Source organism: Pseudonocardia sp. DSM 110487, assembly GCF_019468565.1.
Lineage (GTDB): Bacteria > Actinomycetota > Actinomycetes > Mycobacteriales > Pseudonocardiaceae > Pseudonocardia.
Genome location: NZ_CP080521.1, coordinates 9,758,278 through 9,772,131, shown reverse-complemented (window position 1 = coordinate 9,772,131; position 13,854 = coordinate 9,758,278). Strand labels below are relative to the sequence as shown.

Sequence of the window (13,854 nt, the reverse complement as noted above, 5' to 3'; positions counted from 1 at the left end):
ACACCTTCCTCGCCGGGTACGACAGCTCTCGTAGACATGCCGTTGCGGGAGGGGTCGAGGACGATGACGAGCGCGGGAGCTGCGACGTTGAACGGGCGGGATCGAGCCCTGCTGCGCGCGGTCGCCACGGGTCGTTGCACCCTCGGCAGCGGTTGGCAACCCGTCCTGCTGGTCGACGGTCTCGCATGCACCGACTCGGATGCCGGCCACCGGCTGGTGGCTGCCGGGCTGATCAACCCTCCCGACCCGGACCATTCGCACGTCCCGGCGCGGATCACCTCGCTCGGGTGGCGGTCCTTGGCAAGCTGAGCATCACACGCGGGCCTTGTTGCCGGAACCGGACCCGCGGTCCATGCTCGCGCGGTGCCGTCCGACGACGACCTCGCCCTGGCCGATGACGTGAGTGGCCAGCTCATCCGGCTGGTCCGCCTGATGGACCGCCGACAGGCCCAATACCAGGCCGAGCACCCGGACGCCGTGGAGCGGGCCACCTACTTCCTCCTCGTCCATCTCGTGAAGGGCGGCCCCCAGCGCGCGGGCGCGCTCGCGGACGCGGTGCACTCGGATCCGTCGACGATCAGCCGTCAGGTCGCGCACCTCGTGCGGCTCGGCTTCGTCGAACGCACGGCGGACCCGGAGGACGGGCGGGCAACGCTGCTCGTCGCCACGGACGAGGGCAGGCGGGTGTTCGGGGAGAACCGCCGGATGCGGATCGAGCGGTTCGCCGAGATGCTCGCGGACTGGCCCGTCGAGGATCGGCGCAAGTTCGCGGAGCTGCTGGGGCGCTTCGCCACCGCGTTCGAGAGCCGCAAGTAGCCCGGCGGTGGAGCAGGGCCCGTATCGAGATCACCACCCCCGAGGCGATCGCGTCTCCGGGCTCGACCCCGCGGGTGAGTCCGCCGGTGGGGAGCACCGATGCTCCAGCTGTACTTCGTGATCATTCCTCTGATCGCCGGGGTCGGGCCTCATCTCGACACAGAGCCCGAGTCGGGCGGGGCCGGCCTGGCGAGAAGCCAGGGCCGCGGGTGCGTTCCGCCCCCGGGGGTGTGGTCGGGTGCCGGACGCGTTCGTGGGCGCGCCGTTCCCGGCCCCGGATAGCCCCCGGGCCTCACCCACCAGGTACTCGAGGACGGCTGATCGTCAGCTATCGAGCGCGACAGCGCCCCCGCACCGTAGTCCAGGGGCGCTTGTCATCGGTTCGGTCAGGACTCGGGCGGGCCGTCCACCAGGCTGTACCCGATCGGCCCGGTGAGCACCTGGGGGTAGCCGCGTCCGGCGAGCGGGACGACGACGGGGTGCAGTCGGCGGTTGGGGTTGTCCGTGACGTCCGTATCGTCGGTCCAGCCGATGACCACGACGCGGGTGCCGTCGTCGGCCCAGCATTCGAGCGGGTAGGCCTGCGGGGTCATGTTCACGAAGCCTCCCGAGCCACGGCGTACTCCTCGGCCACGTCCGCGTATGACCGGAGCGCCTCGGCGACCACCCGCAACGAGTACGGGTCGTCCGCCACGGTGGGGCGCACGGCGTCGATCCCGGACGCGAGCGTTCCCACCGCCGTGTGAACCGGATGACCTTCCTGGGGACCTCGAGTCCGGCGTTGGTGAGCCGCTCGACCATCACCTCGGTCACGTTCTTCACGAGATCACCTCGATCTTCTCGACCTGCATCTGCGGCACCGTCAGCGTGCCGCCCATGGTGGTCGAGTAGCTGAGCGAGCCCGTGATCGTCACCTCGGCGCGGAACTGGTCGTTCACCACGACGTTCGCCAGCTGGTCGGTGGACCGGCCGACGAGGATCGCGTTGGTGTCGTACTCGTAGGTCTGGCGATGCCGGACGCCGTCGAGGCTGGCCCGGAACGAAGACGGCCCGGTCACGGAGTCGAACTGGCTGACGTACCCGAACACGATCACGTGCTCGCCGACGTGGCTGTCGGGGGACTTCGCGATCAGCGCCCACTCACGGGACGTGAGCTCACGCGCGGGGCCGGCCGGTGGCGATAGCACCGCCGGCGCTGCCGGCTGTGTCGTGGGCGCCGGTGTGAACACGGGCCTCGACGTTGGCGGCGTGCTGGTGCTGGTGGGCGCCGCCGGCGAGGCCTGCCCGACGACCGGGGCCGCGCAGCCAACGAGCGCGAGCAGCACGCCGACCAGGACGGCGGGGAGCAGCAGCGCCCGGCTCACCCGAGGCCGCCCGAGCAGGTGACCACCGCGTACGGGCCGGAGCTCGTGCTCGAGGTGACCTCCTCGCCGTTCTTGAGGATCCGGCAGGTGATCGACCCGGACTTGTCGGATCCGGACTGCGCGGTGAGCGTCATCGGCTGCGCGGTGAACAGCCCGGACTCCATCTCGACGTCCTTCTTCCAGGGCAGCTTGGTGCTGGTCTCCTGCTGCATCCCGAAGTTGGAGTCCTTCACGTACGTGATGTTGTTGGCCTTAGACACGCTGTCGCCGGTCACCTCGTAGGTGATCGTGTCGGTCCCGGATTCCGCGGGCGCCGCCGGCGCGGCGGCTGAGGGGAGCGCGGCGACGGTCGGTGCCCCGGCCGGCGTGGTGCCTGGCTGGCTACCACCGCCGTTCGCGATGCCGATGATCACGAACAGCGCCACGATAGCGCCGACGATGAACGGCCACTTCTTCCGCCGGCGCGGCCGCTCCTGCGCCGCGGGCGGCTGCGGGGCCGGCGGCTGCGGCTGACGAGCTGGCTCCTGCCGAGGCGGAGCGGGCGGCCCGGCGTACTGCCGGCTCGTCTTGCCCGCAGAGGCGTGCCCGTGCCGCGGCGCGGGCGGGTACTGCTGCTGACCGTGCCGCGGCTGCGGGCCACGCTGCGGCGACGAGGGCGGGTAGTACGGCCGACCCTGCGGGGCGGGCGGCGGGTAGGGCGGCTGGGACATGGGGAGCTCCTGTCGTGTGATCCGCTCCGCAGACTCGCGAAGCGTGGTTGGGTTGTTACGCAGGTCGTTGACGGCCGCGACGCGGCGGGAGTCGCCGAGTCACCACAAGATCGGAGTGCACCGCGGCCGCGGCTCGCCTGCACTCGGCGCACATCAGCAGCAGCACGTTGCAGCTGGCGGGGTGGTTCCACGCCACGGTGTAGGCCGCTGATCGGCCGCACTCAGCTATTGAGCAGCCCAGGCTGGAACGAGGTTCGGGTTCCTTGCTCTGGTCGTACGCTCGCATGACGGCCCCTCCCGAGGGGGTCCAGTCCCAGTCCCCGGCGCGGAGTGGGCGCTCCGGCCGGGGCCGCCTGCTCTACGTGGCCGGTCGGCCAGCGCTGCGCGTGCTGGGCCTCTTCGCCCGGTAGACGGTCGCCGCGTAGATCGCAGCGGGTACGGCGGCCGCGGCGAGCACGGCCGGGTGTTGGACGAGCAGCGCGAGTAGCACGACGATGGCGAGGAGCGCGCCGACGAGTAGCGGCAGCCATCGACTGCGCCTGCGGGTCGCCACCGCAGGGAGCACCGAGCCGAGGCCCTGTCTCTGCGGGGTGGTCAGGACCGGGGCCGGCCGCGCCGGGGTGTCGGCGGCCGTTCGCTGCTCCGTCGTCGGGCTGGATGTCGCGCTCGTTACCGGATCGGCCACGGTTGGGCTGTCCGGCTGAGCGGGCGGTGTGGCGGGTGCGGGCCGGTCGGCCGACGCGCTGCTCGTCGGTGGCCGCGGCGTCGCCGCCGGCGCCACCTGCTTCGGCGCGGGCTGCTTCTCCGGACGGAGCTCGGCGTTGGCCGGAGCCGGCTTCCCCACCGGCTCGACCTCCCGCGTCGCCCGCCGCACCGCTGCGCGGGCCCAGCGCAGGACGCCGGCGACCTCGTCGAGCAGCTCCCGCATGGCGGCGGGTGGGCAGTCCCGCCCCGGGTAGCGGTCGAGCAGCGCGGCGAGCTCCGCGAGCACGGTCACCCCGGTGACGTTCGCCGGGCCGGTGGCGAGAGCCTCGGTCGTGATCATCAATCCTCCCGGGTTCGCTTCGCAGATCGCGTCGACGAGGCGGGTCGGAGCGATGGCCCGGGCAACCTGCCGCAGCTGCAGCGTGCGGCAGTTGACGGTCTTGGGTCGCCACGGGCGCCGCCGGGAGGCTTGAGTCTGGTGCGCGACCTACATGGCAATCAGGGCCTCGTTGTCAAGGCCGTCGGGTATCGATTTCACGAGTCGCATTCGCGAGATGTCCGACCTCTGTCACGCGGTGTGGGCATTGTTCACCGATCCGGTCGAGTCGGGCACGCGCGGGTCGTCGTCGTTCCCGGAATCGGGATATTGATCATCCGATGTACCTGAGTCATCGGCGGATGATCCATATCGTGGTGATACGTCTGCGTAACTGACGTCCGTGCCCCCGACCAGGGCGAGGTGCCTGCCTGCATGTCGCGATGCGGGTGCATATCGAATCATGTGGTTGCTCGGGCGGCCGTCCCGGGCTTGGGGGCACGCCCGTCCGGGACGAGACCGCCGCGGATTGGGTTCGACGCGACTGGCTGTGGTCCCGTCCCCGCCCCTTGCCACCCCTGGAGCTTGGGGTGTGATCAGCGGAATCGGGACCTGAGCTGCACCCCTGGAGCTGGTGTTCTGCACCCCTGCAGTTGGTGTTCCGTTCCTGCCGATCATGGACCTGAGCCCGAGCCCTGGGGTGGTCTCGCCTCGATCATCCAGGAACGGGGATGGGTGTGGAGGGTCGGGACCGCAGCCAGTCGCGTGGCACCCGGCAGCGACGGTGTGCGTCGCAAACGGGCGTGCCCCCAAGCCGGGGACGGCCGCCCACGCAACCCCACTATTCGGTAGTGCATCCAATCCAGCCACCCCCGCACGGTGACGGGGCGAGGTGAACCGGTGGAACCACACGCGAAGCCCGGAGCACGGGGCGGGTGCCGGGCGGCCCGGGCCGGGAATGGCGCGCCCACCGGCGGGTAACTGACGAGGCAGACCCGTTGGATCGATACGGTCGCGCCCTACAGCACGCTGGCCGTCCAGGCCCCGGACCGGCGGCGGGCAAGATCCGAACTATCGGTTGTCCATGGCTGCCCACACGACCATGAGCACCCGTAACTCCGGATCATGGAAGCGAAGATCGCAAGTAGCGGTTGCTCATGGTTGTCGCCGCAGTCATAGCGACCCGATACCTCGGATCATGGGCGCGGCCACGCCGGACGGGCACCGGCAACAGCACCGAACACCCCCGTGATCATCCGGCTGTAGGACTTCACCGAGCTGGTCGAAAAGGTCATGACCACCCAGCCCTACGCCACCGCGCGGCAGGTGTTCTGGATCTTGGACACGGTTCTTCACACGCCGGACAGACATGCAGAGCAGGCATCACGCACCCGGCCGCCGCATGACCCCCGACGAACCAAAGGACCACTAGTGCCCGCCTGCCGCCTTGGCGCGCTGCCATGAGGCCTTGATCTCCCGCTCGGCGTCGGCCCGGCCGACCCACATGGCACCCTCAACGCTCTTGCCCGGTTCGAGCGCCTTGTAGATCTCGAAGAAGTGCTGGATCTCCATGCGGTCGAACTCGGGCATGTGGTGGATGTCGCGCAGGTGCTCCTGGCGCGGGTCGTCCGACGGCACGCAGAGGACCTTGTCGTCGCCGCCCTTCTCGTCCTTCATCCGGAACATGCCGATCGCGCGCGAGCGGATCAGGCAACCGGGGAACGTCGGCTCCTGCACGAGCACGAGTGCGTCGAGCGGGTCGCCGTCCTCCCCAAGGGTGTCCTCGATGAACCCGTAGTCGGCCGGGTACTGGGTGGCGGTGAACAGCGTCCGGTCGAGCCGGATGCGTCCCGTTTCGTGGTCCACCTCGTACTTGTTGCGGCCGCCCTTGGGGATCTCGATGGTGACGTCGAAGTCCACTGGCGCTCTCCTGCAGGTCCGTTGGTCGGATGGATGGCCGGTACCGGTCGGGCGACCGGCTCCGGCGCCTCGGTCTAGTGTGATGGACCGCGTCGGCGATGCCGACGGCCGGGGCGCGCCTCCTGCGCTCCATGGATGTCGAGGGAGGGCGCCCGTGGGCATCGGGCGACGAATCGGTGACTCGCTGCGTCTGCCCAGTCGCGGAGCGCGGCGAACGATCGCCGTGCTCGTCGTGCTCGCGGTGGCCGGAGGCGCCGGCGGGGCGATTGCGCTCGCCGGCCCGACCCTCGTGCAGGGGCTGGGTCTGGTGGCGCCTCCGCCCGCGCCGCTCCCACCCGTCCCCAACGCCGAGCTGGGGCCGCTCCCACCCGACGCCCCTGTTCCCACCCCGCAGGGGTTGGGCGCGGCGCTCGACCAGGCGGCCGCCGACATGCCCGGCAGGTTCGCCGGCGTGGTGATCGACGCGGCCACCGACAACGAGCTGTGGGGCCACACCCCCGAGAGGCCGCTCGTGCCGGCCTCCACCGCGAAGCTGATCACAACGGCGGCCGCGCTGCTGGCGCTCAACCCGACCGACCGGCTGATCACCCGCGTCGTGAGCGGCCCGGATCCGGGCACGGTCGTGCTGGTGGGCGGCGGAGACCCGACGCTCACCGCGCTCCCCGACGCCAAGGACAGCCTTTACCCGAGCGCGCCGAGCCTCACCGAGCTCGCCGACGCGGTGAAGAGGAAGGCCCCCGGCCCGATCCGCCGCGTGCTCGTCGACACCAGCCGTTACACCGCCGACGGGCTCGCCCCGGGGTGGAGCCAGGGCGACGTCGCCGCCGGGTTCATCACGCCGATCGAGCCCGTGATGCTCGACGGCGGCCGGATCGACCCCAAGCTGCAGGACGGACCGCGCGTCTCGGACCCGGCCATGACCGCGGGCCGTGCGCTGGCCGACAAGCTCGGCGTCGAGGACGTGGAGAAGGGCACGGCGGCGCAGGGCGCCACCGGCATCGCCGCGGTCGGATCGGCGCCGGTGAGCGAGCTCGCCGAGCACGCGCTGCGGACCTCGGACAACGTGCTGGCCGAGGTGCTCGCGCGGGAAGTGGCTGTCGCGAAGGGTGCCGAGCCGTCGTACGCGGGCGCGGCACAGTCCGTCCTCGCCGCGCTCCGGCAGGCGGGGATCGACACGAGTGGCGCCGAGATGGTCGACGGCAGCGGTCTCTCCACGCTCAACCAGGTGCCCGCCCGGCTGCTGGGGGAGATCCTCGCCGCGGCCGCGTCGCCCGCGAAGGGGCCGCTCGACACGCAGTTCCTGCGCCCCATCCTCACCGGCCTCCCCGTTGCGGGTGGGGTCGGCACCCTCGACGACCGGTACGCGCGTGACGGCAAGGCCGCGGCGGGCCGCGGTGTCGTCCGTGCCAAGACCGGCTCGTTGACCGGGGTGAGCAGCCTCGCGGGCGTCGTCACGGACACGGACGGGAGGCTGCTGGTCTTCGCCCTGATGTCCAACGGCGCCAGCCCCGGCGTCGTGCGCCCGATGCACGACGCCATGGCCGCGGAGCTGAGCCGCTGCGGCTGCCGGGCCTGAGTGTTCCCGCACTTCTGCACGCTCATGATCTTGTCCGGCACGTAGCGTGGGACCCGTGCCGCACGCGACTGACACCGCCCGGTCCCCATCGAGCCCGCCCGGCGAGCACGGGCTCCCCGTCGACTGGGACCTCGCGGGTCGCACGGCGGGCCGGCTCATGCAGCCCGGCCCGGACGCCACTCATGCCGAGGCCGCCGAGCTGGTGGGGCGCCTGCGCGCCGATGCAGCCATTGCCGAGCGGCACGTCCGGGAGACCACCGGCCTCGGTCACGGCCTCCCGCTCCTCCCTGCCGACGTGGTGGATCGCAAGGCGTGGGCGACCGCCGCCGTCGCGGGCATGGCCGCGCTCACCGCGGGCGCGCGGCTGCCCGAGGTGTCCCGGGTGGCCCGCAGCGTCACGGCGCGCACCGCCGGGCTGCAGGTCGGCAGCGTGGTCGCGTACCTGGGTGGGCGGGTGCTCGGCCAGTACGACCCGTTCGGCGGGCCGCACGGCGGCGGGCGCCTGCTGCTCGTGGCGCCCAACGTGCACGCGGCCCAGAAGGCGCTCGACGTGCCCAGCACCGACTTCGGGCTGTGGGTCTGCCTGCACGAGGCCACGCACCGGCTCCAGTTCACCGCCGTGCCCTGGCTGCGGTCGTACTTCGCCGACGAGGTCGCGCGGTTCCTGTCCATCGCACAGACCGACCGCGGCGCCGTCCTGGAGCGCCTGCCCGAGGTGGTGCGGTCGCTGAGGGAGTCCGGCGGCGACTCGCTCGCGATCGTCGAGCTGCTGCAGGGTCCGGAACAGCGGGCCGTTCTCGACCGCCTGCTCGCCCTCACGACCCTCCTCGAAGGCCACGCCGACCACGTGATGGACGCCGTCGGCCCCGAGGTCGTCCCGACCGTCGCGACCATCCGCAACCGGTTCACGGTGCGCCGCCGCGGCGGTGGCATCGTCGACCGCCTGCTACGCGCCCTGCTCGGCGTCGAGGCCAAGGTCCGCCAGTACGCCGTGGGCTCCGCGTTCACGCGGCACGTGGTGCTCGCCGCCGGCATGGAGGGCTTCAACCGGGTGTGGGAGAGCCCGGAGACGCTGCCGACCCGCGACGAGCTGGCCCACCCCGGACAATGGCTGGAGCGCGTCCACGGCCTCTGAACGCCGTTCTGACTCCGAAGTTCGGGACACTAGGGGGGTGGGCGAGCGTGCGGACCGGGTGGTGCTGAGGGCCGTCCGGGCTGCTCTCGCCTCCCTCCCGGCGCCTCACCGGGACGCCCCGGTGCTCGTCGCCTGCTCCGGTGGTGCCGACTCGCTCGCCCTCGCCGCCGCGACGGTCGCGGTGCGGGGACGGGCCGCGGTGCACGCTGCGGTCGTCGACCACGGCCTGCAGGACGGTTCCGCGAAACGCGCCGTCGCCACGGCCGAGCTGCTGGAGGGCCTCGGCATCCCGGCGACCGTCCGCCCGGTCGAGGTCGGCGGAAAAGGCGGGATCGAGGCCGCCGCCCGCCGCGCCCGCTACGCGGCACTCCGCGCCGCCCGCCCGCACCCCGATGCGCCCGTCCTGCTCGGGCACACCCTCGACGACCAGGCCGAGACCGTGCTCCTCGGCCTCGGCCGCGGATCCGGTGCCAGGTCACTCGCCGGGATGCGGGCCTGGGACGAGCCGTGGTGCCGGCCGCTGCTCGGCGTTCGCCGCGCGGTGACCCGCGCGGCGTGCGCCGCGGCGGGGCTTCCGGTGTGGGACGACCCGCACAACACCGACCCCCGGTTCACCCGGGTCCGGCTCCGGCACGAGGTGCTGCCGTTGCTGGAGGACGTGCTCGCGGGCGGGGTGGCGGAGGCGCTCGCCCGCACGGCGCGGCAGCTGCGCGAGGACGGCGAGGCGCTTGACGCCGTCGCGGCCGAGCTGCTCGGGCGGGCGCACGAGCCGGAGACCGGCCTGCTCATCGCCCCGCTCGCGGATGTGCCGTCGGCGCTACGCCGCCGGGTGCTGCGGGCATGGCTGTCCACCGCGGGCGTGACGGCCCTCACCGACGAACACCTCAGGGCCGCCGACGTCCTTGCTGGTCACGGGCCGGATCGCGGAGGTGTCGCCCTACCGGGTGGGTTGGAGCTGGTGCGTGCGCATGGCAGGCTCTCCCTGCGCCCGGTCCGCTGGCCGTCCGGCGTGTGAGTCCCCCGAGCCGCCCAGGAGGCCGCCCGCCGTGTACGACGGTGAGATCGCATCGACGCTGATCACCGAGGAGGCGATCCGGGAGCGGACCGCCGAGCTGGCGGCCCAGATCGCGGCCGACCGCGTCGGGTCGGACTCCGACCTGCTGCTCGTCGGTGTCCTCAAGGGCGCCGTGATGTTCATGACCGACCTCGCGCGGGCGCTGCCGGTGCCGGTGCAGCTCGAGTTCATGGCGGTGAGCTCCTACGGCTCGGCCACCTCGTCGTCCGGGGTGGTGCGCATCCTCAAGGACCTCGACCGCGATATCGCGGGCCGCGACGTGCTCATCGTCGAGGACATCATCGACTCGGGCCTCACGCTGTCCTGGCTGATGAAGAACCTGGAGACCCGCGAGCCCGCGTCGTTGCAGGTGTGCGCGTTGCTGCGCAAGCCGGACGCGGTGAAGGTGGACGTGCCGGTCAAGTACGTCGGCTTCGACATCCCCAACGAGTTCGTCGTGGGATACGGCCTCGACTACGCCGAGCGCTACCGCGACCTGCCGTTCATCGGCACGCTCGACCCGGCCATGTACACCTGAGGCATCCGGTGGTCGCGTATCGAGACCACACCTGTCTCGAGGACGGTGGCCTCGATACGGGCCGGCGCTGGGGCGCCGGCCCTACTCGACCACCGGGTGGGTCAGCCGCCGAGCGCGGGGAGCGCGGGCAGCGCCGGGAGAGCCGGGAGCGCGGGCACCGGGAGCCCGGCGGCGGGCCCTGAGTTGAACGGCTCGGTGCCGAGCGCGAGCTCGACGTCGCCCACGCCACCGTTCGCGCGGGCGTAGTCCAGCGCGTGGGCCAGGTCGATCACCCCGTTGCTGGCGGGCAGCGGCGCGACGTTCAGCGTGGACAGCACCCCGAACGCGGCGCCCGAGTCGTCGAGGAAGGCGCTGCCGGAGTCGCCCGGGATGCCGGGCGTGAGCGTGTAGACGTCGTGGCTGCGCCCGCCGCCCGAGTCGGAGACGTTGATGCCGACCTTCGGTCCGAGCGCGCTGATCCCGAGTCGCAGCGGGGAGTTGCCGACGCTGTAGACCAGGTCACCTGTGCCGAGACCGTCGGTGTCGAGGCGGGTGGGGCCGCCGAAGACCGGCAGGGTCGGGTTGACGTCGGCCACGTCCTCGGAGGCGATCTCGACGAGGGCGAAGTCGTTGAAGGAGCAGAGGTCGGGGTCGGCCTCCCCGCCTTGCTGCATCGTCACCCATGAGCTGTAGGCGAGGCGGCCGGTGCGGTCGGTGCCGTCGGCGGCTCTGATGGCGACCGGGGCGCCGATGTCGACGGTGCCGGAGTCGCAGCCGTTGGTCTCGGTGGCCTCACCGGTGCCGGCGCAATGCGCGGCCTGGCCGATGAACGTCCGATCGCCGCTGGTGAACACGAAGTTGCTGGTGCAGGAGCCGCCGCCCTCGGTGTCGGTGACGACGCCGGGCCGGATCGCTGCGGAGTCGGCAGGCGCCCAATCGCCGGGGGCGGGCTGCGCGGGTGCGGCCGTTGCCGCCGGAGCGAACACCGCCCCGAGCGCGATTCCACCGAGCGCGACCGCCACCGCGACGCCACGGGCCCTCGCCGTCATGCCACCAACCCCCCACCGCCGGCCTCGCCGCCGACACGATCGTGATCACCATCCGCCAATGGCCCAACGACACCGCAGGGGTGGGGATATGCCCTCCGGGAACACCGGTCCGCGATCGTTCGTTCAACGCGCATGTACCCGTAAGGGGTACGCGGATGGACATCGACGGCGCAGCTGTGCTCGCGGCCCGCTATCCTGGCGGACTCAGGGCCGGTCAGTCCGCTGCGCCGGGTCTCTCCGCCGGAGAATCTCGCCAGGAAGGGTGAAGGCCGCCACGGCCGAAGCTGCATGGACCGCAAGCGCCTGCTCCGAAACCCGCTGATCTGGATCCTCGCCGCGATCCTGGTCTACTTCACCTTCAGCGTGCTGTTCGACGACACGCGCGGCTTCACGCGGGTGGACACCTCCGTGGCGCTCGCGCAGATCTCCGACGGCAACGTCACCAACGCGCTCATCGAGGACCGGGAGCAGCGGCTTCGGCTCACCCTCTCCCAGCCCGTCGAGGGCACCACGCAGATCATCACGCAATATCCGGCGCAGACCGCCGGCACCATCGTCGAGACGCTCGAGAACGCGAGCAACAACCCGGCGTTCAACACCACCGTGCGCCAGGACTCTTTCCTGACCACGATGCTGATCTACCTGATCCCGCTCGGCCTCGTGCTGCTCATCCTGTTCTGGATGATGAACAACGCCCAGGGCGGCGGGAACCGGGTGATGTCCTTCGGCAAGTCGAAGGCCAAGCAGCTCAACAAGGACATGCCGAAGACCAGCTTCGGTGACGTCGCGGGCGCCGACGAGGCGGTCGAGGAGCTGTACGAGATCAAGGACTTCCTGCAGAACCCGGCGCGTTACCAGGCGCTCGGTGCGAAGATCCCGAAGGGCGTGCTGTTGTACGGCCCGCCCGGCACCGGCAAGACGCTGCTGGCGCGCGCGGTCGCGGGAGAAGCGGGCGTGCCGTTCTACACGATCTCGGGTTCCGACTTCGTCGAGATGTTCGTCGGTGTCGGCGCCTCCCGCGTCCGGGACCTGTTCGAGCAGGCCAAGCAGAACTCGCCGTGCATCATTTTCGTCGACGAGATCGACGCGGTCGGCCGCCAGCGCGGCGCCGGCCTCGGCGGCGGCCACGACGAGCGCGAGCAGACGCTGAACCAGCTGCTTGTCGAGATGGACGGGTTCGACGCCCGCGGCGGCATCATCCTGATCGCGGCAACCAACCGGCCCGACATCCTCGACCCGGCGTTGCTGCGCCCCGGCCGGTTCGACCGGCAGATCCCGGTGAGCGCGCCCGACCTCGCCGGGCGCCGCTCGATCCTCCACGTCCACGCGAAGGGCAAGCCGTTCGGGCCCGACGTCGACTTCCAAAGCCTCGCCAAGCGCACCGTGGGGATGTCCGGCGCCGACCTGGCCAACGTCATCAACGAGGCCGCCCTGCTCACCGCGCGGGAGAACGGCACCCTGATCAACGCCGCGGCGCTGGAGGAGTCGGTCGACCGGGTGGTCGGCGGGCCGCGCCGCAAGGGCAAGATCATCTCCGAGCAGGAGAAGAAGATCACCGCCTACCACGAGGGCGGCCACGCGCTCGCGGCGTGGGCGATGCCCGACCTGGAGCCGGTCTACAAGCTCACGATCCTGCCGCGCGGGCGCACCGGCGGCCACGCCCTCGTCGTCCCCGAGGACGACAAGGGCCTCATGACCCGCTCCGAGATGATCGGCCGGCTCGTCTTCGCGATGGGTGGTCGCAGCGCGGAGGAGCTCGTGTTCCACGAGCCGACCACCGGCGCGTCCAGCGACATCGACCAGGCCACCAAGATCGCCAAGGCGATGGTCACCGAGTACGGGATGAGTGCGCGGCTCGGCGCCGTGCGCTACGGCCGCGAGCACGGCGACCCGTTCCTGGGCCGCTCGATGGGCGCGCAGGCCGACTACTCGCTCGAGGTCGCACACGAGATCGACGAGGAGGTGCGCGCGCTCATCGAGGCGGCGCACACCGAGGCGTGGGAGATCCTCAACACCTACCGCGACGTCCTCGACGAGCTGGTGTTCGAGCTGCTCGAGAAGGAGACGCTCACCCGCATCGACCTGGAGCGCATCTTCAGCGCGGTGGAGAAGCGGCCCCGGATCACGGCGTTCAACGACTTCGGCGACCGCACGCCGTCCGACAAGCCGCCGATCAAGACGCCTGCCGAGCGCGCGAGGGAGCGCGGCGAGCCGTGGCCGCCCCACACGGAGCCGGTGCGCGAGCCCGCGCCCGTCGGCTCGTACCCCGGCGGCGCCAACGGCGTGCCTACCCCTGGCCCCAACGGCGGCCCGGTTCCCACGCCGCCGGGCGGCTACCCGGGTGGCCCCGGATTCCCCGGGGGGTACCCGCAACAGGGGCAGCCCGTGCCGCAGCAGGGCTGGGGTGGGCCGCCCCCGCAGCCCAACTCGGTGCCGCACAACTACGGCGCGCCGCCGGACTGGCGCCCCGCCACCACCCCGCACGGCCAGAGCTGGCCCCCGCCGGGCCACTGGCAGCAGCAGCCCACCCCGCAGTGGGCGCCGCCACCCAACCAGGCACCGCCGCAGCAGCCGGGTGTCAACGGCGCGGGCGAGCCGGCACAGCAGTCACAGCCGGAGAGGCCCTCCCTCGACAAGCCGAGCGAGGAGAGCGGCTCCGGCACGGCCGAGGGCGGCTCACGCTGAGTGCAGC

14 protein-coding genes are annotated in these 13,854 nt (G+C 71.9%); 7 read left to right on the top strand and 7 right to left on the bottom strand.

The features are described 5' to 3' along the window. Positions 1–63 precede the first annotated feature (63 nt). Both K1T35_RS45750 and K1T35_RS45745 read left to right on the top strand, forming a co-directional pair. Positions 64–309, top strand: coding sequence for a hypothetical protein (locus K1T35_RS45750; protein WP_220257871.1), 246 nt, complete (start codon positions 64–66; stop codon positions 307–309). Positions 310–363: 54 nt separating this feature from the next. After that, positions 364–816 carry a MarR family winged helix-turn-helix transcriptional regulator gene (locus K1T35_RS45745; RefSeq protein WP_255621376.1) on the top strand — a complete coding sequence of 151 codons (453 nt, stop codon included), beginning with the start codon at positions 364–366 and terminating at the stop codon, positions 814–816. A gap of 386 nt (positions 817–1,202) precedes the next feature. Here the strand turns inward: K1T35_RS45745 and K1T35_RS45740 are convergent, their stop codons facing one another. The 6 genes from K1T35_RS45740 to K1T35_RS45715 all read right to left on the bottom strand — a co-directional run bounded on the left by K1T35_RS45740 (position 1,203) and on the right by K1T35_RS45715 (position 5,831). Further along, positions 1,203–1,415: a hypothetical protein gene (locus K1T35_RS45740; protein ID WP_220257870.1), complete on the bottom strand. Its 213-nt coding sequence runs from the start codon at positions 1,413–1,415 to the stop codon at positions 1,203–1,205. Next, positions 1,412–1,552 (bottom strand): hypothetical protein, encoded by a 141-nt coding sequence (locus K1T35_RS45735; RefSeq protein WP_220257869.1) that lies wholly within the window; start codon positions 1,550–1,552, stop codon positions 1,412–1,414. Before K1T35_RS45735 ends, K1T35_RS45740 begins: the two co-directional genes overlap by 4 nt. An 82-nt stretch (positions 1,553–1,634) precedes the next feature. Further along, entirely contained in the window at positions 1,635–2,180 is a 546-nt protein-coding gene (locus tag K1T35_RS45730; RefSeq protein WP_220257868.1) for a hypothetical protein, read from the bottom strand. Beyond that, positions 2,177–2,890, bottom strand: a complete 714-nt coding sequence (locus tag K1T35_RS45725) for an MmpS family transport accessory protein (RefSeq protein WP_220257867.1) — start codon at positions 2,888–2,890, stop codon at positions 2,177–2,179. Before K1T35_RS45725 ends, K1T35_RS45730 begins: the two co-directional genes overlap by 4 nt. Positions 2,891–3,248: 358 nt before the next feature. Beyond that, entirely contained in the window at positions 3,249–3,935 is a 687-nt protein-coding gene (locus K1T35_RS45720; RefSeq protein ID WP_220257866.1) for a hypothetical protein, read from the bottom strand. 1,404 nt (positions 3,936–5,339) lie between these two features. Next, the gene (locus K1T35_RS45715) at positions 5,340–5,831 is read right to left on the bottom strand and encodes an inorganic diphosphatase (RefSeq protein WP_220257865.1); all 492 of its coding nucleotides are present in this window, start codon (positions 5,829–5,831) and stop codon (positions 5,340–5,342) included. 154 nt (positions 5,832–5,985) lie between these two features. Between K1T35_RS45715 and dacB the strand changes: the two genes are divergently transcribed. The 4 genes from dacB to hpt are packed head-to-tail and all read left to right on the top strand — an operon-like array spanning position 5,986 to position 10,134. Next, complete coding sequence (gene dacB, locus K1T35_RS45710) at positions 5,986–7,407, top strand: D-alanyl-D-alanine carboxypeptidase/D-alanyl-D-alanine-endopeptidase (RefSeq protein WP_220257864.1); 1,422 nt, start codon at positions 5,986–5,988, stop codon at positions 7,405–7,407. Positions 7,408–7,462: 55 nt separating this feature from the next. Next, entirely contained in the window at positions 7,463–8,542 is a 1,080-nt protein-coding gene (locus tag K1T35_RS45705) for a zinc-dependent metalloprotease (RefSeq protein WP_255621375.1), read from the top strand. Between the two features lie 37 nt (positions 8,543–8,579). Then, positions 8,580–9,557, top strand: a complete 978-nt coding sequence (gene tilS / locus K1T35_RS45700) for a tRNA lysidine(34) synthetase TilS (RefSeq protein WP_220257863.1) — start codon at positions 8,580–8,582, stop codon at positions 9,555–9,557. A 31-nt stretch (positions 9,558–9,588) separates the two neighbouring features. Beyond that, positions 9,589–10,134, top strand: a complete 546-nt coding sequence (hpt, locus tag K1T35_RS45695) for a hypoxanthine phosphoribosyltransferase (RefSeq protein ID WP_220257862.1) — start codon at positions 9,589–9,591, stop codon at positions 10,132–10,134. Between the two features lie 101 nt (positions 10,135–10,235). Here the strand turns inward: hpt and K1T35_RS45690 are convergent, their stop codons facing one another. Next, positions 10,236–11,162, bottom strand: coding sequence for a serine protease (locus tag K1T35_RS45690; protein ID WP_220257861.1), 927 nt, complete (start codon positions 11,160–11,162; stop codon positions 10,236–10,238). A gap of 288 nt (positions 11,163–11,450) precedes the next feature. On the opposite strand from K1T35_RS45690, the gene ftsH reads away from it, so the two are divergent. Further along, the gene (ftsH, locus tag K1T35_RS45685) at positions 11,451–13,847 is read left to right on the top strand and encodes an ATP-dependent zinc metalloprotease FtsH (RefSeq protein WP_220257860.1); all 2,397 of its coding nucleotides are present in this window, start codon (positions 11,451–11,453) and stop codon (positions 13,845–13,847) included. Positions 13,848–13,854: the final 7 nt, after the last annotated feature.

Excerpts from the sequence above, each read along its gene's own strand:
- K1T35_RS45720 (WP_220257866.1), bottom strand. The coding sequence starts at position 3,935 with ATGATCACGACCGAGGCTCTCGCCACCGGCCCGGCGAACGTCACCGGG.
- ftsH (WP_220257860.1), top strand. The coding sequence starts at position 11,451 with ATGGACCGCAAGCGCCTGCTCCGAAACCCGCTGATCTGGATCCTCGCC.
- K1T35_RS45750 (WP_220257871.1), top strand. The coding sequence starts at position 64 with ATGACGAGCGCGGGAGCTGCGACGTTGAACGGGCGGGATCGAGCCCTG.
- K1T35_RS45690 (WP_220257861.1), bottom strand. The coding sequence starts at position 11,162 with ATGACGGCGAGGGCCCGTGGCGTCGCGGTGGCGGTCGCGCTCGGTGGA.
- K1T35_RS45725 (WP_220257867.1), bottom strand. The coding sequence starts at position 2,890 with ATGTCCCAGCCGCCCTACCCGCCGCCCGCCCCGCAGGGTCGGCCGTAC.